This is a genomic window from Pseudomonas sp. 4CAES_32.4, from assembly GCF_058136335.1.
The window spans coordinates 4506598-4532453 of the sequence record NZ_CM176882.1; the positions used below are offsets into that span (position 1 = coordinate 4506598).

Annotated in this window: 15 protein-coding genes; 6 read left to right on the forward strand and 9 right to left on the reverse strand. The window is 60.0% G+C overall.

From position 1 onward, the window contains the following. Positions 1 to 87: 87 nt before the first annotated feature. Positions 88 to 4428: a hypothetical protein gene (locus AC3Y64_RS20180; RefSeq protein ID WP_489985028.1), complete on the forward strand. Its 4341-nt coding sequence runs from the start codon at positions 88 to 90 to the stop codon at positions 4426 to 4428. A gap of 1 nt (position 4429) precedes the next feature. Here the strand turns inward: AC3Y64_RS20180 and AC3Y64_RS20185 are convergent, their stop codons facing one another. The 5 genes from AC3Y64_RS20185 to AC3Y64_RS20205 form a co-directional block, all read right to left on the reverse strand. Continuing rightward, complete coding sequence (locus tag AC3Y64_RS20185) at positions 4430 to 6247, reverse strand: ABC transporter ATP-binding protein (protein ID WP_489985029.1); 1818 nt, start codon at positions 6245 to 6247, stop codon at positions 4430 to 4432. Further along, positions 6240 to 6842: a DsbA family protein gene (locus AC3Y64_RS20190; protein WP_178113702.1), complete on the reverse strand. Its 603-nt coding sequence runs from the start codon at positions 6840 to 6842 to the stop codon at positions 6240 to 6242. Before AC3Y64_RS20190 ends, AC3Y64_RS20185 begins: the two co-directional genes overlap by 8 nt. Positions 6843 to 6877: 35 nt before the next feature. Next, entirely contained in the window at positions 6878 to 7819 is a 942-nt protein-coding gene (gene trhO / locus AC3Y64_RS20195) for an oxygen-dependent tRNA uridine(34) hydroxylase TrhO (protein ID WP_489985030.1), read from the reverse strand. 169 nt (positions 7820 to 7988) lie between these two features. Further along, positions 7989 to 8288, reverse strand: coding sequence for a BolA family protein (locus tag AC3Y64_RS20200; protein WP_489985031.1), 300 nt, complete (start codon positions 8286 to 8288; stop codon positions 7989 to 7991). Between the two features lie 12 nt (positions 8289 to 8300). After that, the gene (locus AC3Y64_RS20205) at positions 8301 to 8816 is read right to left on the reverse strand and encodes a DUF2059 domain-containing protein (RefSeq protein ID WP_471895273.1); all 516 of its coding nucleotides are present in this window, start codon (positions 8814 to 8816) and stop codon (positions 8301 to 8303) included. Between the two features lie 193 nt (positions 8817 to 9009). Between AC3Y64_RS20205 and AC3Y64_RS20210 the strand changes: the two genes are divergently transcribed. Next, positions 9010 to 10404: a class II fumarate hydratase gene (locus AC3Y64_RS20210; protein WP_158958079.1), complete on the forward strand. Its 1395-nt coding sequence runs from the start codon at positions 9010 to 9012 to the stop codon at positions 10402 to 10404. A 104-nt stretch (positions 10405 to 10508) separates the two neighbouring features. On the opposite strand, the gene AC3Y64_RS20215 is transcribed toward AC3Y64_RS20210, so the two are convergent. Continuing rightward, the gene (locus AC3Y64_RS20215; protein WP_489985032.1) at positions 10509 to 11468 is read right to left on the reverse strand and encodes a DMT family transporter; all 960 of its coding nucleotides are present in this window, start codon (positions 11466 to 11468) and stop codon (positions 10509 to 10511) included. Positions 11469 to 11678: 210 nt separating this feature from the next. On the opposite strand from AC3Y64_RS20215, the gene AC3Y64_RS20220 reads away from it, so the two are divergent. Next, entirely contained in the window at positions 11679 to 11873 is a 195-nt protein-coding gene (locus AC3Y64_RS20220) for a DUF6316 family protein (protein WP_489985033.1), read from the forward strand. Between the two features lie 116 nt (positions 11874 to 11989). Here AC3Y64_RS20220 and AC3Y64_RS20225 read toward each other — a convergent pair whose 3' ends face one another. Continuing rightward, the gene (locus AC3Y64_RS20225; RefSeq protein WP_489985034.1) at positions 11990 to 13174 is read right to left on the reverse strand and encodes a thiolase family protein; all 1185 of its coding nucleotides are present in this window, start codon (positions 13172 to 13174) and stop codon (positions 11990 to 11992) included. A 102-nt stretch (positions 13175 to 13276) separates the two neighbouring features. Next, on the reverse strand, positions 13277 to 14791 hold the full coding sequence (pap, locus tag AC3Y64_RS20230) for a polyphosphate:AMP phosphotransferase (protein WP_489985035.1): 1515 nt from the start codon (positions 14789 to 14791) through the stop codon (positions 13277 to 13279). Between the two features lie 172 nt (positions 14792 to 14963). Between pap and mnmC the strand changes: the two genes are divergently transcribed. Continuing rightward, entirely contained in the window at positions 14964 to 16943 is a 1980-nt protein-coding gene (gene mnmC, locus AC3Y64_RS20235; RefSeq protein ID WP_489985036.1) for a bifunctional tRNA (5-methylaminomethyl-2-thiouridine)(34)-methyltransferase MnmC2/FAD-dependent 5-carboxymethylaminomethyl-2-thiouridine(34) oxidoreductase MnmC1, read from the forward strand. A gap of 5 nt (positions 16944 to 16948) precedes the next feature. Here the strand turns inward: mnmC and AC3Y64_RS20240 are convergent, their stop codons facing one another. Then, complete coding sequence (locus AC3Y64_RS20240) at positions 16949 to 21958, reverse strand: NEL-type E3 ubiquitin ligase domain-containing protein (RefSeq protein WP_489985037.1); 5010 nt, start codon at positions 21956 to 21958, stop codon at positions 16949 to 16951. A 294-nt stretch (positions 21959 to 22252) separates the two neighbouring features. Here AC3Y64_RS20240 and AC3Y64_RS20245 point away from each other — a divergent pair, with 294 nt between their 5' ends. Together AC3Y64_RS20245 and ngg are read left to right on the forward strand one after the other, a co-directional pair. Then, the gene (locus tag AC3Y64_RS20245; protein ID WP_489985038.1) at positions 22253 to 24025 is read left to right on the forward strand and encodes an N-acetylglutaminylglutamine amidotransferase; all 1773 of its coding nucleotides are present in this window, start codon (positions 22253 to 22255) and stop codon (positions 24023 to 24025) included. Positions 24026 to 24028: 3 nt separating this feature from the next. Beyond that, complete coding sequence (gene ngg, locus AC3Y64_RS20250) at positions 24029 to 25774, forward strand: N-acetylglutaminylglutamine synthetase (protein ID WP_489985039.1); 1746 nt, start codon at positions 24029 to 24031, stop codon at positions 25772 to 25774. Positions 25775 to 25856: the final 82 nt, after the last annotated feature.

The window sequence follows — 25856 nt, forward strand, 5'->3', positions numbered from 1 at the left end:
GAGCGGCTTACTGCCTGTGCTTCTGCGGCACCTCATGACGAGCCTGCGCAGAGGCCTTCGACTATCCGGCTCAGAAAGGACTCTCCCATGCCGCAAGCAGTAAGCGTTTCCCGCTCCCCGTTGCACACCGCCCTCCTGGAAGAATATGACCTGTTGCTGACGGTGCTCCGCGACCTGCCCAATGTCGCTTCCGCGCCGGCCAATACCTTTGTCAAACCACGCCCGGCGTCTCCGATGGCGCTGGACCTCGAGGAAGGTAAGAAGCCTCCCAGGGCCGACGGCTTGGTCAGTGTCGCCAGCATGGCCATGTATTACGGAATGACGCCTTGGGACTGCGAGAACAGCGTCGAACACCAACGGGCAATCGAAACGCTGGAGGAAAAACGCGCGACTCTCTCATTGAACATCGATGAGGGTGTCGACATCGACTTCCTCAGTCGCCCTCCCACCGCGAAAGACCGCAAGCTCCTTAGAACCATCAACCGCCTGAAACCCGAAGCGGGCATGACACTGGAGCACTTGCTGATTCAACTGACGAAAACCGAAATGGTCGAGATTGTCAGAAAGGCAATTCCCGACAACGTCAGCTCATTGATCGCTCATCTGCTGTCAACCTGTGGCGAGGAAATCACCCCGGCACAGATTAGCGCGAGGCCCGCCGTCTACCTTGAGAAAATCCTCCGATCTGCCGAGGCTGAACGTATCACCGACGCATTGTTGACTGGCTTGAACTGGTTCGGCGCAGCGCCGGGAGAAGAAACATCGTCAACGGTACGCGCCAAACTGCTCGGGCGAGCCATCCGTTTGTGGTCGGGCCCAGCGGATAAATTTGACTCGCCAGACATCGCCGGATACGCCTGGCACAGCCCGTCGAACTTCGGCAAAAGCTATTCGAGTATCTGGAGCGAGTTCGAACAGCATCTGCTCGACACCAAAAAGGCCTCATCCACACAGGAGGCGATTCTCCTCGCCCGGCTGTTTCGCGGAAAATTCCCCAGTGACTTTCGCAGACCCGACGTTCCCGCGGAGTTGAGCTACCGAAGTTCCGTGGTGTGGGTGAACTTCATGCACGGCTTGAATCTCGCCGAACTCATGGAGCCGGAACGAGCGCAATACATGGGTTTCCAGCAAATACTGGTTTACGCGCTTGAAAAGTCCGTGGACGCCAACGAACTGCAAGCAGAAATCAGCACCTGGTGCAGGATTGCGCCCGCTGTCGACTGGGCCGTCGCCAGAGGCCTGCTGCGCGACCAGCCAGGAACGCCGTTCACCGCCGACGAACAACAACGGGCACTGAAGGCGGTCGACAGACATATCGAAGCCATGAAAAACGCCATCAAGACCATGGAGATTGCGCCGCCGGCGCGAGTGGACATCGCCGACAAAGAGCTGCTCAGGGTGTTCGGACCTGCGACATTCGGCCATCAAAGAATGCAGCTCATACGCGACTACGGTTCTGACGCCGGCGGCAGACTCAAAGATGGTCCGGTCCTCAAAGGAACCCCCTACCCTTTCCGCGACGTTTATATGGCCGGACTACTGGAGCAAGGTCCGTGGTACTTGGCGACGCCGGATGGCAAACGAAAAACCGCCGCTCGACTCCAGGTGAAATCCGACGGGCAAGTCAGTATCTCCGGTCCGGGAATGCCCGATATCGTCAAAAAGGAAAAGCTCAAAAAATCCGACACGCTGTTCAAGTCGGCGTTCGATGCCTATATGACCAAAGAGAAGGCGGCGTATCGAACACTGCTGGAAGATCTGTTCTGCTCGATACCGCATGATGATCTTCAAGCCATGGAGTATGGCGAAACCAGAATCTACACCTTGAGGGACGCCACCAAGGATCTGGAGATGCAAATGGAAACCGCGGAGCTCACGGATCCGCTACGCCTGCGCATGGGGTTTCTGTTGCAGCTGAAAATCGCCGATCGCTGCAGTTGGTACGAGTGCCTGCCACGGGTTGGCATCATTCGCAGGCGAACCGATGTTTCCGAAAGCATGCTGAATGGTCGCAAAGAGACCGCAAACTACCGTGCGAAACACAACGTCAAAGTCGAAGTGTTGCGCGGGATCGAAGTGCCCTTTGATCGTGACGCTTTCGACATTGGTGCACTGCCGGCAAAAGGCGCGACTTGCAAATCCATTATCGAACTACTGGGTAAACCGTTTACGCCCGAACCGCAAAGTGGCTTGCCTCTGCCGATTGCCACCGAGCGTGCGTCGGAAATCGCCGCGTTCATCGCCAAAAAATTCTACTTCTACGACGAAGAACACGTGTACGACGCGGCTTACGCCATTACTGATTTTGAGAAGAAGGAGCAAAGCCGTCAGGGACTTGGCATCGTCAAGTATCTAGTGCCCTTTATCGGAAGCATTGAAGACCTCAAGTCGAAAGACCCGAACATCAGAATCATGGGCATGTTCGGGTTGTATATAGATGTATTAACGTTCGGTATGCCCTTCGGCAGGTTTCTGGGTGGCGTAGCAAAGGTGGCCCGTCTCTCGATTGGATTCAGGGCCGCTTTGCCGTTATACGCTGGCCTGTCGAGAAAGCTGCTGGTCTCGTCGATGAAAAACCTGGTCTTACTGCTTGAGCTGCCAGCACTCACCAGGCTAGGCGTCCGCGCACTGTATTTCGGTATCAGATACCTGCTCAACAAGGCCATCAATGGCCTCGCGCGCCTAGCGGGCAGGGTCGGTCATTACAACGTGCTGAAAGGCTTGCCGCAGGTCGCCAACGTCGGCAGTTATCGCCGCCTCGGGGCTGCCGATGATTTGGCAACGTTCGATGGCATCGATGATGTTCTGGTGCGTAAAACAGCAAAGACCAGCCTGGCTGACCATCGCCTCGTCGATCCGGCCAACGGCAAAGCTTACGGTCCACGCCTGCAATCCATGCCTGCGCAGTTCACCCTGGGGCGAAGCGAATACCGGACGTTGAACAACGTCGATCAGCACATCACGGTCGAGCTGGCCGACAACGCATCCGTTCGCGAACTGTTCGAAGTCGATGGCCGGACGACAATGCTCATCAATGATGTCCCGTATCAGCTCGATGCAGAACAACTCAGGCGCGTCGACAAGATTGATGCCGGCAAACGCTTCAAAGCATTGCCGTGCAGGATAAAACGCTCCCCCGGCGCCGATTGTGAAACCCGTTATGTGACTGGAACGCCTGCGGAACTGCCGCTGACGCCGTATGACGAGAGCAGGGGCTGGGCAACCTGGTTTGGCGACACGATCTACACGCCGGCCGCAGGTCGCAGTCCGATCAAAGTGAGAAGTCTGGCAAATCACCACAAACTCGAAGGCACCACAGTGCTGCGCAAAGGCATTTTTGCCCGCGTAAAAATCAAAGTGCCAGAGAACAACCTCGATGACACCTTTGAAGTCGGAGCGATCGTCTGTGAATCCATGGACGGTGCCAGACAATACGTGTTCACCCGATTGAGTGCCGGGGACTTTTACGTTGCCGAGCTGGCAACAGGCCAAAGCATTCAGACGGCGTTGACCTTCAAGAAAGCGTCGACATTGCCGCAAGATCTGCAGGATGAACTGCTGACGGTCTACATTGGCTCACTCAACGCCAATAACATCGCCAGGATTTACGGCATTACCGCCGTCGAGCGTGCCCTGCGAACCATGGATGAAATCGCTATCCCCATCGGTGGTCATGCCAATCCGCCTGACACGCTGAAATTGTTGAAGGTCGATACCAGTCCGGGTGAAGCGGTTCTGTTCGATCACTCCACTCGCATGATTGTCAGTCACGGTCCTGCAGGATCGGCCACATGGTCGCGCAGCAGGCACGCGTCGGAGCCTTTTCGCCAGAGAACAGCCGACATCTTCGACACGCTGTTCGTCAAACAGCAAACCGTCCCTGTCAGACCGGAAAGTAACCTGAAAATAAACAAGACCATGACTGAGCTGCAAGAAATGCTGCCCGATGGTTATAAAACCGGAAATGCCAGAAACATCGCCTACACCGATGTTGTGACAGCGACCGGCCAGCGAGAGGTCTACGTCAGTGTCTCCGGTGGCGTAGGACTGACTTCCGAGCTGCCACTGTTCAAGTCTCCCTTCGCCAAGGATAAAGTCATCGTCGGTGATACCACTTACTTCAACGTTGACGCCGGCAAGACCTTCAATAGAACGTCGCTGAACGTTTCGGAAGACGGCAAGTTATTGGCCATTCCGCATACCATCAAGAATATCGACACCTACACGCCCGCCATCACTAGCCGTCCGACTTCGCTGGATAGCGAGGCCAAGTTGATCGGCGTGATTCGGGGCAAATACCCGGACATCAAAACGATCCGCTCAATCAATGTGGTCACGACCATGCCGCCATGCAGCAGCTGTTCAGTGGTGATTAAAGAGTTTGGTTATGACGGCGCCGCGGATGGCCTGAAAGTCTTGTGGGGCTGACCTATAACTGCTGCAAATGCCCATAAAGCTTGGCGTACAACCCGCCATCGGCAATCAGTTGCTGATGGTCGCCATCCTCGGCCACTTGCCCGCCGTCGAAGACCAGCACCCGATCGGCTTGCTTCACGGCTGACAGACGGTGGGCAATGATCAGCGTGGTACGGCCATGGAGGAACCGCGCCATGGCCTGATGCAGGTTGTATTCAGTCGCGGCATCGAGGGCTGAGGTGGCCTCGTCGAGGATCACCACTTTCGGCTCGGCGAGGATCATTCGTGCAATCGCCAGGCGCTGGCGCTGGCCGCCGGAGAGGCGCACACCGGAGCGGCCGACGATGCTGTCGAGACCGTCCGGCAGTGCGCGAATGGTCGCTTCCAGCTGAGCGATTTCCAGCGCCTGCCAGCAGGCTTCATCCGTGCGTGTACGGCCCATGGTCAGGTTGGCACGCACGGTATCGTTGAACAGCGCCGGGTGTTGCAACACGACTGCAACGTTTTCACGCACCGTGTCCAGGCCGATTTCCTGTTGGGTCGAACCGCCAAAACGGATGCTGCCGGCCAGCGGCGTATACAGTCCCAGCAGCAATTGCACGAGGGTGCTTTTACCGCCGCCGCTGGCGCCGACAATCGCGACTTTCTCACCGGGGGCAATCGACAGATCGAGCTGATCCAGCACCAGCTCATCGCCGTAGCCGAAACTCAAACCCTGAACCTGGATACCCACGGTGTCGCGGCCCTTGAACGGATCGACGCCGCCGGGATACTGCGGCTCATCGGCGCGCGCCAGCAACTCGTTGATCCGCGACAGCGCACCGCCCGCCGCGTAGTAGGCGTATTGCAGATTGAGCAGTTGCTCGACCGGACCGATCATGAACCACAGGTAACTGAACACCGCGAGCATCTGGCCGATCGACAGGTCGGAGAACAGCACGGTGAGCATCGCTGCCGCACGGAAAATATCGATGCCGAACTGGAACAACAGGCCACTGGCGCGGTTGGAGGCGTCGGTTTTCCACTGCGAGTTGACCGCGTAGTTGCGCACTTCCTGCGCCCGCAGACCAAGCCGACCGAGGAAGAAACCCTGACGATTGCCGGCGCGTATCTCCTGAATCGCATCAAGGGTTTCGCTCAACGCCTGGGTGAAGCGCGAGGTGCTGTCGTTCTCGAGTTTCTTCAGGTGTTTGACCCGTTTGCCCAATTGCACCGTGGCGTAGATCACCAGCGGGTTGAACAGCAGAATCAGCAGCGCCAGCTTCCAGTGCATCCACATCAGGATACTCGCGGTGCCGATCAACGTCAGCATCGCCACCAGAAAACGGCTGAGGGTTTCGCCGACAAATTTGTCGAGGGTATCGAGGTCAGTGACCAGATGGGTGGTCACCGTGCCGCTGCCCAGGCTTTCGTATTCGCCGAGGGAAATGCGCTTGAGGCGCTCGATCAGACGCACGCGGATGCGATAAACGATGTCCTTGGCCAGCCGTGCGAACAGTCGCGACTGCAGCACGCCAAAGCACAGTGAGCCGCAGCGCAGCGTCAGGGTCACCACCAGCATCAGCCCGATATAGCCCGCCGCTTGCTGCCACATCGTTGGCAGCACATGGTTCATCACTTTCAGTGCGGCATCGCCGTGGCCGAGCAGGACTTCATCGACCAACAGCGGCAGCAACAATGGTATCGGCACGCTGCACAGCGTCGCCAGAACCGCCACGCCGTTGGCGATCCACAGGGATTTTTTGTGAGTGAGTGCCAAACGCCGGACTTCTGCCCAGCTCAGCCGGTCGACACGCTTTACGGCTGGCGTGTCATCGGCCAGGTCAGACACAGGCCGCACGCTCCAGCCATCGGCCGAGCAACGGCGACAGTTCGCTGAGCGGTTGGTAGCCGTTGGTCAACAACGCCAGTTGGCCGTTGCGCTCGGCGAGCAGGGTCGGGAAACCGGCGATGCCGAGGTCCTGCACCCAATTGAAATCCGCCAGGGTCGCTTCATGCTGATCGGCACGGTCGAACAATGCCGCGAATTCGATGCGTGGCACGCCGGCCTGCTCCGCCAACTCGACCAGCACGCTGGCCTGGGTGACGTCGCGACCTTCGGCGTAGAACGCCTGCTGGATCAGCCCGACCAGTTTCCACGCGCAATCGGGCGCCAGACTGCGCGCTGTGACGATGGCGCGGCAGGCCGGCTCGGTGTCGTAGACAAAACCGTCTGGCAACGCGCCGTCGAATTTGAACGGCTGGCCGGTGGCCTCTGTGACCGCTTGCCAGTGTTCAAGAATATAGCGACGCGTGGTCGGCTCCAGCGCCGAACCACTGCCGGTGCGCAAGCCACCGACCACCAGATGCAACTCCACCCCGGCTGCTTGCGCCTGCTCGACCAATGCCTTGGCTACCGGAGCAAAACCCCAGCACCACGAACACATCGGATCCATCACATAGAGCAGGCGTGCAGACATGGTTAAGCCTCGGTGGATGCTTGCTTGTAGTTGTAGCCGATCGGGTGCGGCTGGTTGCGCGCCTTGGCCAGTTCGATCTGCTTCTGCCGATCGATGGCGCTGCGCCGGGTCTTCTCGCTCAGTTTGTCCCAGCAATGCGGGCAACTGATGCCGGCGACGTAGTGCTCGGAGGCGCGATCTTCAATGCTGACCGGTGTGCGGCAGGCATGACATTGATCGTAGTCGCCTTCGCTGAGGTCGTGACGCACGGTTACACGGTTGTCGAACACGAAGCAGTCGCCCTGCCACTTGGTTTCTTCCTGCGGCACCTCTTCGAGGTACTTCAGGATGCCACCCTTGAGGTGGTAAACCTCTTCATAACCTTCGCCGAGCATGTAACTCGAGGCTTTTTCGCAGCGGATGCCGCCGGTGCAGAACATCGCGACCTTCTTGTGCACGGCCGGGTTGAAGTGTTCTTTGATGTAGTCAGGGAATTCACGAAAACTGGTGGTTTTCGGATCGATGGCGCCTTCGAAAGTGCCGATCGACACTTCGTAGTCGTTGCGCGTGTCGATCAACAGCACTTCGGGGTCGCTGATCAACGCGTTCCAGTCTTGCGGATCAACGTAGGTGCCGACCTTTTTGTTCGGGTCGACGCCTTCGACACCGAGGGTGACGATCTCTTTCTTCAGTTTGACCTTGGTGCGATAGAACGGCTGCTCGTCGCAGTACGATTCTTTGTGATCGATGTCGATCATGCGGGGGTCGTTCTTCAGCCAGGCGAGCAGGCCGTCGATGCCTTCGCGAGTGCCGGACACCGTGCCGTTGATGCCTTCTTCGGCGATCAGCAGAGTGCCTTTGATCTGGTTGTCGACCATCGCTTGCAACAGGGGCTCGCGCAGGTTGACGTAATCTTCGAGGGTGACGAACTTATACAGTGCCGCCACGACAATCGGTTGTGTCATGGGTGTTTCTCCAGGTGGCTACCCTCGCAAAGGGTGAACCGGATTCAAAAAAAAACGCGCCGGGTGAGCGGCGCGTCGCGGATTCTAGCAAAAAAGCAGCTTCAAGCGGCGAGCTTCAAGCAGCAAGCCAGGAACATTCGCCCTTAACTTGCAGCTTGGCGCTTGACGCTCATCGCTGCTTTCCTCCTGCACAGGTCGGCGACGCCGGGGCGCCGTCGATCTCTGCCCATTCCTGCGGGGTGTAGGTGTGCAGCGCCAACGCATGGAACTCGCCCATCAGCTCGCCGAGCGTGCCGTAGACTTTCTGGTGGCGCTTGACCCGGTTCAGGCCGTCGAACTGCGCGCTGACCACCACCGCTTTGTAGTGCGTCTGTAACCCGCGACTGTGCATGTGGCTTTCATCCAGCACTTGCAGGTGTTCAGGCTGAAGCAGGGCCAGCGTCGATTCGATGCGTTGTTGCATGGTCATCACGAACTCCGCTTACTTCTTCTTGGCCGCAGGCGCTGCTGGGGTCAGTTCTTTGGTCATGTCGTCGAGCAGCTTGTTGACGACCGGTACGGCGCTTTCCAGTTTGGCCTGGGTCATCTGGGCCGATTGCTGGGTCAGCTGCGGCATTTTTTCCAGGACTTTCTTGCCCAGTGGCGACTGGTAGAACGCGACCAGGTCCTTTAGCTCGGATTCGCTGAAATTGCTGGTGTAGAGCTTGACCATGTCCGGCTTCAGCTTGTTCCAGCCAATGGCTTGGTCGAGCGCGGCGTTGGCCTTGGCCTGGTAGGTTTCCAGAACGGCTTTCTTGGCTTGCGGGGCTTTGGTCTGCTCGAAACGCTGAGCGAACATTTGCTGCACTTGCATGTACACCGGAGTGCCCAGCTTGTCAGCGTGCGCCAGGGTCAGAAAAGCTTCAGCACTGGCGTTGTGGCTGGCGGTATCGGCAAGCACCTGGCCGCTGGCGCAAACCAGTGCAACCGCGGTGCAGATGGCACGAAGACGAGTCATCGAGTTTCCTTTTCAGCTAGGCGAGGTCAAACCCCAAGGGCGACCATTCTGCGCCTAAAAAACGCCGCGGCTCAACCCCCGAGCCTTGCCGCGCTTGATTGGCCGGGTTTTACCGGTCAACAATCGGTTCGAGGGAACCACCACGGCCGATGCCGGCCTAAACTGCGCAAACAGACCAACAGGAGTGTGCACGATGAGCCGTATCGAAACCGACAGCCTGGGCCAGATCGAAGTCCCGGACGACGCTTACTGGGGTGCTCAGACGCAACGCTCGCTGATCAACTTCGCCATCGGTCAGGAACGCATGCCGCTGCCGCTGCTGCATGCTCTGGCCCTGATCAAGAAAGCCGCCGCCCGCGTCAACGACCGCAATGGCGACCTGCCTGCCGACATCGCCCGCCTGATCGAACAGGCCGCCGACGAAGTGCTCGACGGTCAGCACGATGACCAGTTCCCGCTCGTCGTCTGGCAGACCGGCAGCGGCACCCAAAGCAACATGAACGTCAACGAAGTGATCGCCGGTCGTGCCAACGAACTGGCTGGCAACCCGCGCGGCGGCAAGACGCCGGTGCACCCGAACGATCACGTCAACCGCTCGCAAAGCTCCAACGATTGCTTCCCCACCGCCATGAGCATCGCCACCGCGCAAGCCGTGCAGGAACAACTATTGCCGGCGATTGCCGAGTTGTCCGGTGGCCTCGCTGAACTGGCGGCGCGCCATATGAAACTGGTGAAAACCGGGCGCACGCACATGATGGACGCGACGCCGATCACCTTCGGTCAGGAGCTGTCGGGGTTTATAGCGCAACTCGATTACGCCGAACGGGCCATTCGCGCCGCGCTGCCGGCCGTGTGCGAACTGGCTCAGGGCGGCACCGCCGTCGGCACCGGGCTGAACTCGCCGCACGGTTTTGGTGAAGCGATTGCCGCTGAACTGGCAGCGCTGTCCGGGTTGCCGTTCGTCACCGCGCCGAACAAGTTCGCCGCCCTCGCCGGCCACGAACCGCTGACCAGCCTCTCCGGCGCGCTGAAAACCCTCGCCGTGGCGCTGATGAAAATCGCCAACGACCTGCGTCTGCTCGGCTCGGGGCCACGCGCAGGTTTCGCCGAAGTGAAACTGCCGGCCAACGAACCCGGCAGCTCGATCATGCCAGGCAAGGTCAACCCGACCCAGTGCGAAGCGCTGTCGATGCTCGCCTGTCAGGTCTTGGGCAACGACGTGACCATCGGCATCGCCGCCAGTCAGGGTCACTTGCAGTTGAACGTGTACAAACCGGTGATCATCCACAACCTGTTGCAATCGATCCGCCTGCTCGGCGATGGCTGCAGCAACTTCCAGCAGCACTGCATTGCCGGGCTGGAGCCGGATGCCGAAGTCATGGCCCGGCATCTGGAACGTGGGTTGATGCTGGTGACGGCGCTGAATCCGCACATCGGTTATGACAAATCCGCCGAAATCGCCAAAAAGGCTTACGGCGAAGGGCTGACCTTGCGCGAGGCGGCGTTGGCGTTGGGCTATCTGACGGATGAAGAGTTTGATGCGTGGGTGCGGCCGGAGAACATGATTGAGGCTGGCGCCAAGGGCTGAGATTTGTAGCGTTTCTTAGTCAGTCCTCGCGAGCAGGCTCACTCCTACAGAGGGAATGCGTTCCAAATGTAGGAGTGAGCCTGCTCGCGATGGCCCTGATGCGGTTAGCCTGCTGCCATCTTCATCCGCCGCGCCTTGAGCCCGGCAATCAACGAAGGCCCCAACGCCACCAGCGCCGAACCCAGCACCACCAGCACCGCCCCGCCATAGCCAAGCCCGTTGATCTGCTCGGCATGCACATATTCCGGCCAGATCCCCGCCGCAATCGCCACCGCGGCGAACGTCACCAGGGGCGTGATCGCCAAGGTCGCACTGACCCGCGACGCCTCCCAATGCGCCAGCGCTTCGGCAAATGCACCGTAGGCAATCAACGTGTTCATGCAGCACGCCAGCAGCAACCAACCCTGCAACGGGTTCAGCTGCAGCGCTTCGAGCGGATGCACCCAGGGCGTCAGCAACAGCGCGCAGAACAGGTAGATCACCATCATCACCTGCAGCGAATTCCACACCGTCAGCAATTGCTTTTGGCCCAGCGCATAGAAGGTCCAGACCGTCGACGCCAGCAACACCAGCAAAACACCAGCGGTGTAGTCCGAGAGCGAGGTCAACAACTCCGCCAGACGCTGATTGAAGAACAGCACAAAACCAATCAGCAGCACCAACAACCCGATGCCTTGACCAATACTGAAACGCTCCTTGAACACAAACAGACTGGCGATCAGCAACATGATCGGCCCCATCTGCACCACCAATTGCGCGGTGCCGGGGCTGAGCAGATTAAGGCCCATCAGGTACAACACATAGTTGCCGACCAAGCCGAGCACCGCCATCAGCACCAGCCAGCCGCCCTTGGGCCCGAGCACTTTGCGACTCGGCAGGCGCTTGACCGAAGCCAGATAAATGAACAGGCAACCACCGGACACCAGCAGACGAAACCAGGTCACGGTGACCGGGTCCATCACCGTCAGTACTTGTTTGAGTTTGATTGGCAGGATGCCCCACAGAAACGCGGTCAGCAGCGCCAGGAACAAGCCGTAGACCCAGCGACCGGATGAAATGTGCATGAAAACCCCAAAGCCTGCGGACAAGTGCGCCCATTCTAGGCTTGCCACCGGGCGCGACACAGAGACAGTTGCGGTCAGGACGCGAATGAAACTGTGCAGGTCGCAGCATTTCGTTGACGCGCTGCCGTTGATCGGCTGAGCGGGCGCGCCAAGTGCTTCAGGCATAAGCTCATTGGATCCCTTCCAGCGCAGCAGCCAAGGAGACCGATCATGTTAGGAATGCGCGCCCAAGACAGCGCCCCCGCCACGCACTTTCGCAGCGACCGGATGTGCCGGGTCAATGGCGAACTGTTTTTCAGCACTCGGGAAAATACCCTTGAGGGGCCGTTCGACAGTGCCGAGAAGGCAGAGCTGGAGATAAAGGCGTATATCGCGCGGATGCAGCTTCTGGATTCCAAGCGCTGAGCGGTGGTGATCCGATCGCTGGCAAGCCAGCTCCCACAGGTTTTTGGCGTACACAAAACCTGTGGGAGCTGGCTTGCCAGCGATGACAATTTAAAAGGCGATAAAGAGCTCCGGGTTTAACGCACCACCTCAAACAACCCAGTCGCACCCATCCCCCCGCCCACGCACATGGTCACGATGCCATAACGCAAATTGCGCCGTTGCAACTCGCGCACCAGATGCCCGACCTGCCGCGATCCGGTCATGCCAAACGGGTGACCAATGGAAATCGAGCCGCCGTTGACGTTGTACTTCTCGTTGTCGATCTCCAGCCGATCACGGCTGTACAGGCATTGCGAAGCGAATGCCTCGTTCAGCTCCCACAGATCGATATCCGCCACCTGCAAACCTTTGGCCTTGAGCAGTTTCGGCACCGAGAACACCGGGCCGATGCCCATCTCGTCCGGTTCGCAACCAGCGACGGTAAACCCACGGAAAAACGCCTTTGGCTTCAGGCCCAGCTCCAAGGCTTTTTCCAGGCTCATCACCAGGGTCATCGACGCGCCGTCAGACAACTGCGACGAATTGCCCGCCGTCACCGAGCCGTCTTCAGCAAATACCGGTTTCAGCCCGGCGAGGCTTTCATAGGTGGTGTCCGGACGGTTGCAGTCGTCGCGATCGACCACGCCGTCGAGGATCTGCACTGCGCCAGTGTTCTTGTCCTCGACGCGATACTTCACCGCCATCGGCACGATTTCATCATTGAACAACCCGGCGGCCTGCGCCTGAGCGGTACGAATCTGACTTTGCAGGGCATAACGATCCTGCGCTTCACGGCTGACGCCATACCGGCGCGCAACCACCTCGGCGGTCTGCCCCATCGTGTAATAGATGCCCGGCGACTGCTGTTTCAGCAGCGGGTTGATCAGGTGATCGGTGTTGACGCTCTTCATCGTCAGGCTGATCGACTCGACCCCGCCGGCAACGATAATGTCGCTGCAACCCGAGGCAATCTGGTTGGCGGCAATCGCAATCGCCTGCAGGCCCGACGAACAGAACCGGTTGAGGGTCATGCCGGCGGTGCCAGTGCCCAGACGCGAGAGCACCGCCACATTGCGGCCGATGTTGTAACCCTGCGCGCCTTCGTTGGAGCCGGCGCCGACGATGCAATCCTCGACACTGGCCGGGTCGATGTCGTTGCGCTCCAGCAGGGCGTTGACGCAATGAGCCGCCATGTCATCGGGGCGGGTCTGGTTGAACTTGCCGCGAAAGGATTTGGCCAGGCCAGTCCGCACGCTGTCGACGATCACCACTTCACGCATGGCATACCTCATTGTTGTTGTCAGTTGAGAGTGGACCGAGCATAAGTCCACTGCATCAACGACCGCGACAATCATTCACCCCGCGTATGCGTGCCCATCGCCTCAGTCCTTGTGCTTCTTGGCGTGCTTGTCGGATTTCTCGAAGGCATCTTCCAGCGCGCGGTTGATCGTGCGCAGCACCTTGACCCGCGCCCAGCGCTTGTCATTGGCCTCGACCAGCGTCCACGGGGCGATTTCCGAACTGGTGCGGTCGACCATGTCGCCCACGGCGGCGCGATAGTCATCCCACTTGTCGCGGTTGCGCCAGTCGTCCTCGGTGATCTTGAAGCGCTTGAACGGGATTTCCTCACGCTCCTGGAAGCGCTCCATCTGCGTGTCCTTGTCGATCGCCAGCCAGAATTTGACGACGATCACCCCGGCGTCGGCCAGTTGCTCTTCGAAATCATTGATCTCGCCGTAGGCCCGCAGCCAGTCGGCCGGTGTGCAAAAACCTTCGATACGCTCGACCAACACCCGGCCATACCAGGAACGGTCGAACACAGTGAACTTGCCGCGTGCCGGAATGTGCCGCCAGAACCGCCACAGATACGGTTGCGCGCGCTCCTCTTCGGTCGGTGCGGCAATCGGCACAATGTTGTACTGACGGGGATCGAGCGCCGCCGCGACCCGACGAATCGCCCCGCCCTTGCCCGCCGCATCGTTGCCTTCGAATACCGCCACCAAGGCGTGGCGACGCATGCGTTTGTCGCGCATCAACCCGGACAGACGCGCCTGTTCGGTGATCAGTTGTTCTTCGTAATCTTTCTTGTCCAGACGCTGGGTCAGGTCGAGGCTGTCGAGCAGGTTGAGGTGATCGACCGGCGTGCCCAGCGGCGCCGCGCTGACATCGTGGGGATGCACGTCCGGCCGTTTCAGCGCACTTTGCAAACCCTCAAGCAGGATCTTGCCGACCGCCAGACTGCGATAGTTGGCATCCATGCCTTCGATGACATGCCAAGGCGCGTAGTCGCGGCTGGTACGGCGCAGCACGCGCTCGCCGTACTTGACGAACTTGTCGTAGGTTTGCGATTGCTGCCAGTCGAGCGGGCTGATGCGCCAGCTGTGCAGCGGGTCATCGGCCAGCGCTTTGAGCCGTGCTTTCATCTGCTTCTTCGACAGGTGAAACCAGAATTTGAAGATCAGTGCGCCTTCATCGCAGAGCATCTTTTCCAGACGTTCGGCACCGGCAATCGCCTGATCCAGACGCGGATCCTTGAACAAACCGTGCACCCGCCCCTGCAGCATCTGGCTGTACCAGTTACCGAAGAAAATCCCCATCCGCCCTTTGGCCGGGAGCATCCGCCAGTAGCGCCAGGCCGGTGGTCGCGAGAGTTCTTCGTCGCTCTGTTGATCGAAGGTACGCACCTCGATCAGGCGCGGGTCCATCCACTCGTTGAGCAACTTGACCGTCTCGCCCTTGCCCGCGCCTTCGATGCCGTTGATCAAAATGATCACCGGGAAACGCTTTTGCTGCTGCAACTCGAACTGCGCTTCCAGCAATGCCTCACGCAATGCGGGGACGGCAGCCTCGTAGGTGTCTTTGTCGATGGCGTGACCGATTTCAGCGGATTCAAACATGGGACGGCTCCTTCCAGGATTCAGCAAGACTAGCGGATTGGGCACGGACGCGGCGCACAAATTCCCCCGGGGTGCGGATTGTCCGCGAGTCATCGTCGGCTAGCCTTGCCATGGATCAAGCAGCCCCTGCGCGATCGGCTAGAATGGCGGCCTTGCCGTTGCCGAGCCTGCCATGAAACCTGTAATGCCCCACGCCCAACTCGACTGGGATGACCAAGGACGCCCGCGTTCACGCGTGTTCGATGACGTGTACTTTTCCGACCAGTCGGGGCTGGAAGAAACCCGTTATGTGTTCCTCGAACAGAATCGTCTGGCCAAGCGCTTCGCAGCGTTGTCGGCGCAAGGACGTCTGGTCATCGGTGAAACCGGCTTCGGCACTGGACTGAATTTTCTCTGCGCCTGGCAACTGTTCGAACAGCACGCCGTGGCCGGTGCGCGGCTGCATTTTGTCAGTGTCGAAAAGTACCCGCTGAGCCCTGCCGACCTGCAACGGGCCTTGGCCCTGTGGCCGGAACTCAAACCGTTGGCCGATCAGTTGCTCAAGCATTACGTGGCGATTCATCAGGGTTTTCAGCGCATCACCCTGGCCCATGGCCGCGTGACGCTGACGTTGCTGATCGGCGATGCGCTGGAGCAATTGCCGCAACTGGACGCGCAGATTGACGCGTGGTTTCTCGACGGCTTCGCCCCGGCGAAAAACCCCGACATGTGGACTGCGGAACTGTTCGTCGAGCTGGCGCGACTGGCGGCGCCGGGTTCGACCATCAGCACCTTCACCAGCACCGGTTGGGTGCGACGCCTGCTCAACGCCGCCGGATTCAAGATGAAACGCACGCCGGGCATCGGCCACAAGTGGGAGATCCTGCGCGGCGAATTTCTCGGCTGGCCGGCGGAAGTGGCACCGCCAGCCGCGCAGAAACCGTGGTTCGCCCGCCCGGCGCCGCTGACCGGTGAACGCCGGGCACTGGTGATCGGCGCCGGTCTGGCAGGTTGTGCGACAGCATCGAGCCTCGCCGCGCGGGGCTGGCAAGTCAGTCTGCTGGAGCGCCATGCAGGTGTCGCCGAAGAAGCGTCGGGCAATCCGCAAGGCGTGCTGTATCTGAAGCTGTCGGCCCACGGCACCGCGTTGTCGCAACTGATTGTCAGCGGCTTCGGCTACACCCGTCGCCTGCTGGAAACCCTGCAACGCGGCACCGACTGGGACGATTGCGGCGTGCTGCAACTGGCCTTCAATGCCAAGGAAGCCGAGCGTCATGCGCAGTTGGCGCAAGCATTCCCCGAAGATCTGTTGCAGTGGCTGGAGCAGCCAGAAACACAAGCTCGCGCCGGTGTCGGTCTGGCCCATGGCGGTTTGTATTATCCCGAAGGGGGTTGGGTGCATCCGCCGGCGCTGTGCAAGGCTCAGGCTGCGCAGGCAAACGTCAAACTGCTCAACCATCGCGACGTGCTGGAACTGCGCAAGGTCGAGGATCAATGGCAGGCTTTCGACGGCGAGCGCCTGCTGGCCAGTGCCCCGGTCGTGGTGCTGGCCGGCGCGGCCGAGATCAAGCGTTTCGCGCAAAGCGCCGAGTTACCGCTCAAGCGCATTCGCGGGCAGATCACCCGCCTCGCGCAAACTGCGCACAGTCAGGCGCTGACCACCGTGGTCTGCGCCGAAGGCTACGTCGCCCCGGCGCGCTTGGGTGAACACACCCTCGGCGCCAGTTTCGATTTCAACAGCGACGACCTGACCCCAACCACCGCCGAACACCTGGGCAATCTGGCAATGCTCGAAGAGATCTCCAGCGACCTGGTGTCACGTCTGAACCTCGGCGCGCAATCCGCCGACAGCCTTCAGGGCCGCGCGGCCTTTCGCTGCACCAGCCCTGACTATTTGCCGATCGTCGGCCCCCTCGCCGGCCGCCAGGCCTTCCTCAGCGCCTACGCCGCGCTCGGCAAGGACGCCCGGCAAGTGCCGGACATCACCTGCCCGTGGCTCGACGGCATGTACGTCAACAGCGGCCACGGCTCACGCGGCCTGATCACCGCGCCACTGTCTGGCGAGTTGCTTGCCGCGTGGCTGGACAACGAGCCGCTGCCGTTGCCGCGCAGCGTCGCCGAGGCGTGTCACCCCAACCGTTTTGCCTTGCGGCAGTTGATCCGCGGCAAATGAGCGTCTCAATCGGGAACGGCGCAGACCCCCAGCTCGGTCACTTTCAAGGCTTCACTGGTCAGCGCTTTCAACGCATCCATCTCGGCCTTGTCTTTCGCCACCATGACCGTGTCGAGCTGCTTCAAATACTCGGCACTGGTGAGAGTGTCCGCCTGATCGAACACCGCCTGGATTTTCTCTCCATGGATTTCGTCGATATCGGTAAATTTCGCGAGCTCGGTACGCTTGAGGTAATCACGCCAAAAGGGCTGGCGCACGATGAAATCCATCCACTTCGATGACAGCTCCGCCGCGTCGACCCGGGATTTGGCCGCCTCAAGGTCCGCCGCTTTCACACCGCTCAGGGACGCGTAACGCATGTGACGCGGTTGCCCCGGCAGGTCATAGTGGTCCGCCAGTCCGGTACGAAACGCCAGGCTGACTTCCAGCGGATCGACACTCAGGTTTCGACTCACATGATCGCGGGCAAACTGCTCCAGTTGTTCCAGCCGGAACAGACCGCGCCCCAGTTTGAGCAACGACGTCGCAGGAACTTCTGCGTCAGCAGCCGCCGCTACGACATGGTCGATCTCGACGGCCACTTCCAGATGGCTGAAGTTCGACGCGGCCGAATCGGTGCAGTTGATCGGATTGGCGGCCAGATCCAGCAACTGTTCGCGCAAGGTGGTTTTGCCCTCGGCTGCGCGCAATACCTGCCACACCCGTCGCGTCATGTCCTCACGGACTTTGTCGCTCTCGGCGGTATTGCCCAGCTCCGCCAGCAAGTGAAACAACCCCTCGGCGGATTGATCGTCCTTCAGCGCACTCCAGACAGGCTCGCGTTTGGACCATTGTTCACCGGCCTTCTCGGGAAACCAGATCGAGCGCGCTGTTTGCTCATCGAGCCGCGCCAGATCATCCTCCAGGTAGCCCATGCCGACGCCGACGCGATCCCGATAGGCTTTCAACGCATCGGCACTGACGGTCAACAATTCGTTGTGGCGCAGATTGATGGTTTCGGTAAAGCGCTTGGGCATTTCAAACAGCCACGCTGGCAGCTTCTTGATGGCGTTGTTGCGCAAGTCCACCCGATCCAGGTTAGGCAGACGCGACAAACCTACCGGCAACTCGGTGAGGCGGGTATTGCGCAAGGACAGATAGCGCAGATCCAGCATCTGTTTCACGTCCGGCGTAGCGCCCAACGGATTGCCGTTCAGATTCAACGTGTGCAACGTGCGCAGGTCAGCCAGATTTTTCAGCGAAGTCTCGGTCAATTGAATCTGATTGTCCGGCAGGCACAGCCGCTCGAGTTTCGCCAGGTCGGTGATTAGCGTTGGCAACTCACTGAGCTGATTGTTATCCAGCTCCAGGGATTCGACTTGTTTGAATGAGCCAAGAAAGCTGCCGACGGTGTTATCCAGCTGCATGTTTTTCAGCGACACCAGTTTGATGTGATCGAAGTTGATGTCCGCCGGCAGCTCCGGCAGATCAGCCACGCGCATGCCGTCGAGTTTCAATGCACACACCGGACGGCCCGACTCGTCGGGCAACAATATCCGCCGCCGAAAGCTGTCCTCGATCTGGTTGGCCACCGTTCGACGACTTTTCTCCAGCTCGCTTCCCGCGGCTGCGGTGGATGTCTTGGGGTCGCTTTCGCGCCAGAACTCCAGGGTTTCACCCAAACGCTCGAGGTCGCGCCGCAATTGCCGGACATGTTTTTCCCGGGCCACCGCATCACTGCCGACACCGTTGAGAAATTCGTCGGCCTGCGCTTCGGTGAACAACGGAAACAGCCTGCGCACCTTGTACAGCAGCGACTTGGAATGCTTCGACGACAACACCGGCGGATCGGCCTGGACACAGGCCGGCTCAGCGACCTTGGGCGTGTACTGGCCATCGGCGCTCATACTGGCATCCTGCGCGCGCTCGTCGAGAGCAACGTCCAGCAGCTTGCCGCGCAGTCGCGCACCGTCATCGGATTGCGGCGCGGCGAAGGCCAGTTTGCGTTGCTTGGCCGGCGGCAGGGTTTTGAGAATCCCTTGGTAAAGCGCATCAGGCCCGCTCGCCACCTGACCCAGGGACCTGCCGTCACCGTTGAAAGCCTCGTAACCGCTTTTCAACTTCACCACTTTGAACGTATCGGCCAGCGGCGCCGATGACTTTCCGGCGCTCGCCAACAGTGTTCCCTTGAGTGAACCCTCGTGCAGTTGCAGACGCCATCCAGCGTCCCAGCCACTCAAACGCGGCATCATCTGGATGGCCAGTTTCTCGCTGTCGGCATTGCTGATGTTCGCCAGATACAACCCGCTCAACGCCCGATCAAGACGCAAAATGCCAACGCTTTCCCGGCTCTTCTGCGCCAGCGTCAGGGGCACCCGAGCGCTGCTGCGCAGGTTCTGGCGCTCGATGCTGGGAGCCTGATCGAGCAATGCCTGCGCCAGTCGCGCTGGCAGCTCGGGATGCGCCTTGCGCAAGCTCAATACGTCCTTGGCTTCGCTCTGGTCGTAGTCACCGTACATCTGCTCGAACAATGGCTGTCGATCCGCCTTCACTGCCGCGCCGATTTTTTTTGCCAACTGAACGTTTTCGCCCTTCGCATACTTTGCGCCCAGCAGCGCATCAACTTCCTTCTGACTCAGCCGGTTGATTACCGTATCGAGCAAATGGCCGTCATCCAATTGCTTCTGAGTGACGGTAACGCTGAGCGATTCATCTTCAACCAATACACGCGGGTAAGTGGCGAGCGTTTTCGAGTCACTGTCGACGACTTCGATGTAATGATCCGTCGGCCAGTTTTTCAGCTTCGGCAGGCTCAGCAGCTGCTCCTGCACATAGCGACTGCTATTGGCTTCACCCTGCTCCATCTGCTCGATGAAGCTGTCCAGGCGGCTATCGATCCTGAAACGCTCGATCATGTCGCGCAGTCGCGTTGGCAACGCCTCGTTTTCATCGAAACAGTGAAACAACGTTTCGTGGGAGGTTTGCGTAAGCCTGCGCGCCATGTCCAGGCGCAAGTCTTGCGCATCGGCGAGGCTGGGATCGATTCGCTTCAAGGTGTAACCGGAACCCACCCAATCCCGGGCACTTTCGGCCGGATGACGCCAGCCGCCTTCGACATGCTGTTCAAGCTCAGGCGCATACGCCGCTTTGCGTGTGGGATGTTCAAGACGCCAGGTCTTGGTTCCTGACGTGCGGACCCCGCCGTATACCAGATTGCCGATGCGCCCGAACGACTTGCCCTGGGATTGATAGAAACCGCTGTTGTTGGCTGCAGCGATGGCATCTTCGGGCAAAGACTGCGCGTAGTGCTCAAGCTGCGGTTTCCACAACCGCGGTTGTCCTGCGCCATTGAGGATCGACGTGAACCCGGCAAAAAAATCCGGATGCGCACGGACAGTTTGCCTGACCAGCGACGTGACGGCCTTCTGCCCCACGGCGGTTGCCCCCAGCAACGCGACGTTTTCCAGCACGCTGAACAGGTGCTGCAACGCCTCTTGGCGATCATCGTGACGCCAGTCCTCGACGCCCTCATAGATCTCGCCGAGCAACTGCCCGATGGCCACACCCATCATCAACTGGCCAAGTCCCGGTACGAAAAAAGCCGCCAGCGAAGCAACCGTGACACTGACTTCGAGATAGTTGAGCAAACGCTTCTTGCGTTCCTCCTGATCGACATCCGCCGTCGGCACGGCGAGTGAACGTGCATCGATCTGCAGCTTGCCGACGTGGCTTTGCACCATAAAGTCAAACAGCGGCACGGTGATCGGCAGTTGCTTGATTGCGCCCAGATTGCGCTTGCTGGCAAACGTCTTGTAGAAATCGACCTTGTTGTCTTCGTCCAGGCAATTGGCGAAGTAATCCTTGTAGCTTTTGACGTTCAGCTTGAGCGTCAGGTATTCCTTGAAGGCGTTGAAACTGGGGTATTCGTAGAGCGGACGTTTGGGCTCGCCGGGCATGTACACCAGGCACCATTCGTTGGCATGGGTCTCGATCGAGTTCACCGAAAACACCACCACGCCCCAGACGCACGCCCCGTGAATCTCGATGCCTTGCATGATCAACGGCAAGTTGTGCAGATGCAGGGTGGTCGGGCCGGCCACGCCATCAGCATCGATCAGCCGCTGCAACAGCTCACCCCGGGACGGGCTGATATCGGATCTGGCCCGGGCCAACTGCACATCCAGTTGCAGCTGCAGCTTTTTCATGGCCGCGATGTCCTGGCTGATACGGCCGTTGACCACAGTCTTGCCGTTGTCGTCGCGCAACCCGACGACCTGCTCGAAATGGGTTTGATACTGTTTGCCCAGATCGAGCTGACGGCACACTCGGGCGAAGGCGTGAGGGGTAACGCCGTCGACGCCATCGGGGCGGCTGGCGATGTTAATCACGCTGCCCTGCGGAAAGCTGTCGGTCTTCTCTTCATCGGCGGTGAAATTCTGCATTGCCGCGTCGAGCAATGACTGGGTGGCCAGCGGGATCTTTGATGTCGGGGTGGCGACAGGCGCCGCAGCCTTGCCCTTGCCTGGCGACTCGACGCTGGATTCTATGCTGGCAACACCAATCTGAACGGCGTTACTGCCCGCCTGAGTGCTGGTGTCGGCGGCCTGAGTGACCATCGTCAGCGTTTGCGTGCCGCCGGTTTTATCTTCGGGGCCACAGCCACAGTCAGCCCCCGGCAGCTCGAGACTGTCGAGTTCCACGTCGAATTCGACATCCTCCCATTGCTTGACCAGCGCAGCATTCAGCCCGTTGATGCAGAACGCCTTCAATGGTTGCAACTTGTTCAGGTCGGCTTCGACTTTCGCCCGGCGGGTTTGCAAATCGCGCGAGGTTTTATCCAGCGCCCCCAGAGTGGCCGAGGAAGCATTGAGCAACCAGCCTGGCACAACCTTCTGCAGGGTTTCAGCGATGTCCAGATCGCCGGTAGCCGCCAGCAGGCTCGCCAGAACCTGCTCCGGTGTCGGCATCGTTCTGGGGGTGACAGCAGGGGGAGTGGCCGCACTCGATGGGGGTGTTTTGGTTTCGGTGGTCGTCATCGCAATATTCCTTTATTGCTGGATCGAACCCTTACCGTAACGATTTAACCGCGCGATTAAAAACGCGAAAAGCTGCCCGATAATCGCCTGTTTTCAGCAGGAATTCGCATCTTTGCGATACCTGGATACCGCACATCGCTGGGCTTTTTCCGGTATGGCCCGCCGGTCTGACAATCGCTCTTATAACTTATCGTTCTAAAACTCCCACATGCGCACCGGGTCAGTTTCTGAGTACCGGCCATGTCGGCACGGTGCAGCGACACCCTCCCCAACGGAAAAACCGGTAAGGACTATATGTGCGGATTAGCTGGCGAGTTACGTTTTGATCAACAACCTGCAGACCTTGCAGCCATCGAGCGAATCACCCATCACTTGGCCCCTCGCGGCCCTGACGCGTGGGGTTTTCATGCCCAAGGGCCGATTGCCCTGGGCCATCGTCGCCTGAAAATCATGGACCTGTCGGACGGTTCGGCGCAGCCGATGGTCGACAGCCAGCTCGGCCTGTCACTGGCCTTCAACGGCGCGATCTACAACTTCCCGGAATTGCGCGCTGAGCTCGAAGCGCTGGGCTATGCCTTCTATTCCGGTGGTGACACCGAAGTGCTGCTCAAGGGTTATCACGCATGGGGCGAAGCGCTGCTGCCGAAACTCAACGGCATGTTCGCCTTCGCCATTTGGGAACGCGACGCCAAGCGCCTGTTCATTGCCCGTGACCGTCTCGGTGTGAAGCCGTTGTACCTGTCGCGCACCGGCCAGCGCTTGCGTTTCGCCTCGGCCTTGCCGGCGCTGCTCAAGGGTGGCGACATCAACCCGATCCTCGATCCGGTGGCCCTCAATCATTACCTGAACTTCCACGCCGTGGTCCCAGCACCGCGCACCCTGCTGGCGGGCATTGAAAAACTGCCGCCAGCCACCTGGATGCGCGTTGAAGCCGACGGCACCACCGAGCAGAAAACCTGGTGGACGCTGCCTTACGGCCCACGCGAAGACGAGAAAAACCTGAACCTGGAAGACTGGGTCGACCGCGTCCTCGACAGCACTCGCGAAGCGGTGGCGATCCGTCAGCGTGCCGCCGTGGATGTCGGCGTGCTGCTGTCCGGCGGTGTCGACTCGAGCATGCTGGTCGGTCTGTTGCGTGAAGTCGGCGTGGAGAATCTCTCGACCTTTTCCATCGGTTTCCAGGATGCCGGCGGCGAGCGCGGTGACGAGTTCCAGTATTCGGATCTGATCGCCAAACACTACGGCACTCAGCACCATCAATTGCGCATCGACGAGAAAGAGATCATCGAGCAACTGCCCGCCGCCTTCCGTGCGATGAGCGAGCCGATGGTCAGCCACGACTGCATCGCTTTCTATCTGCTGTCCCGCGAAGTGGCCAAGCACTGCAAGGTGGTGCAGAGCGGCCAAGGCGCGGACGAGTTGTTCGCCGGTTATCACTGGTATCCACAAGTCGATGGCGCAGCCGATCCATATGCTGCCTATCGCAACGCGTTTTTCGACCGCAGCTACGACGACTACGCCGCCACCGTGCAGCCGAAGTGGCTGACCGCGAATGACGCTGCCGGCGACTTCGTGAAAGAACATTTCGCCCAACCTGGCGCCGAGGCTGCAGTGGACAAAGCGCTGCGTCTGGACAGCACGGTGATGCTGGTCGACGACCCGGTCAAACGCGTCGACAACATGACCATGGCCTGGGGCCTGGAAGCTCGCACGCCGTTTCTCGACTATCGCCTGGTCGAACTGTCGGCCCGCGTACCGGGCAAATTCAAGCTGCCCGACGGCGGCAAGCAAGTGCTGAAAGAAGCTGCGCGCCGAGTCATTCCGAGTGAAGTGATCGACCGCAAAAAAGGCTACTTCCCGGTGCCCGGTCTCAAGCATTTGCAGGGCGACACACTGAACTGGGTGCGCGAACTGCTGCTCGATCCGAGTCAGGATCGCGGCCTGTTCAACCCGGCCATGCTCGACAAACTGCTGACCGACCCGCAAGGCCAACTGACGCCGTTGCGCGGTTCGAAACTGTGGCAACTGGCGGCCCTGAACCTGTGGCTCAGTGAACAAGGAATCTGATCGATGAAACCCCACGCCACGGCCATCAACCAGCGTTTGATTCGCGGGCAGACACCGTCCTATGAACGCTTGCAGGCGCGACTGGCCGAAGACGGCAGCACACTGGCCGCCGAGCCGATAGCGCTGCATTGCGGCTGGGGCCGATTGCTGATCGGCCACACCTTTCCCGACCCGGCATCACTGGCCCGGGAGCTGCTCAACGAGCAACCGGGCGAGCGCGATATCGCCCTGTACGTCGCTGCGCCGCAGCAGATTCTCGGGCTGGAACCGACGCAGTTGTTTCTCGACCCGTCCGACACCTTGCGCCTGTGGTTCAGCGATTACCGCCAGGCCACCCGCGTGTTTCGTGGCTTTCGTATCCGCCGCGCGCAGAGCGAGGCGGACTGGCAGGCGATCAATCAGTTGTATGCGGCACGTGGCATGTTGCCGATCGATGCCACGCTGCTAACCCCGCATCATCAGGGCGGCCCGGTGTATTGGCTGGCCGAGGACGAGGACAGCGGCGCGGTGATCGGCAGCGTCATGGGCCTGAACCATCACAAAGCGTTCAATGATCCGGAAAACGGCAGCAGCCTGTGGTGCCTGGCGGTCGATCCGCAGTGCTCGCGTCCGGGCGTCGGTGAAGTGTTGGTGCGGCACTTGGTCGAACACTTCATGAGTCGCGGTTTGAGCTATCTGGACCTGTCGGTATTGCACGACAACCGTCAGGCGAAAAGCCTCTACGCCAAGCTCGGTTTTCGCAACCTGTCGACCTTCGCGATCAAGCGCAAGAACGGCATCAATCAGCCGCTGTTTCTCGGCCCGGGGCCAGAGGCGCAGTTCAATCCGTATGCGCGGATCATCGTTGAAGAAGCCCATCGGCGCGGCATCGATGTGCAGGTCGATGACGCCGATGCCGGGCTGTTCACCCTCAGCTACGGCGGTCGCCGCGTGCGTTGCCGCGAATCCCTGAGCGATCTGACCAGCGCGATCAGCATGAGCCTGTGTCAGGACAAAAGCCTGACGCACAAGGTGTTGAAAGCGGCCGGGTTGAATCTGCCGTCGCAGCAACTGTCGGGTAACGCCGACGACAATCTGGCCTTTCTCGATGAGCATCAACGGGTGGTGGTCAAGCCGCTCGACGGTGAACAGGGCCAGGGCGTGGCGGTGGATCTGCAGAGCATCGAGGAGGTGCAGCAGGCGATCGAATCGGCGAAGTCATTCGACAGCCGCGTGCTGTTGGAGAGCTTCCACGAAGGCCTCGACCTGCGGATTCTGGTGATCGGTTTTGAAGTGGTGGCGGCGGCAATTCGCAAGCCGGCGGAAGTGGTCGGCGACGGTCATCATTCCATCGGCGCGCTGATCGAGGCGCAGAGCCGGCGTCGGCAAGCGGCCACCAGCGGCGAAAGCAAGATTCCGCTCGATCACGAAACCCAGCGCACCTTGCATGCAGCCGGTTATGACTACAGCAGCATTTTGCCGGCGGGCGAGCATCTGTTTGTGCGGCGTACGGCGAATCTGCACACCGGCGGCACACTGGAGGACGTCACGGCGATTCTGCACCCGACCCTGGTCGATGCGGCGGTGCGTGCGGCGAGGGCGCTGGACATTCCGATGGTCGGGCTGGACTTGATGGTGCCGGCGGCGGATCAGCCGGAATACGTGTTTATCGAGGCCAACGAACGTGCTGGCCTGGCCAACCATGAGCCGCAGCCGACGGCGGAGCGCTTTGTTGATTTGTTGTTTCCGCATAGTCAGCCGGCTGTCTGACATTTCCTGATCGTTCCCACGCTCTGCGTGGGAACGCCTCACCGGACGCTCCGCGTCCATTTGGGACGCAGAGCGTCCCGGG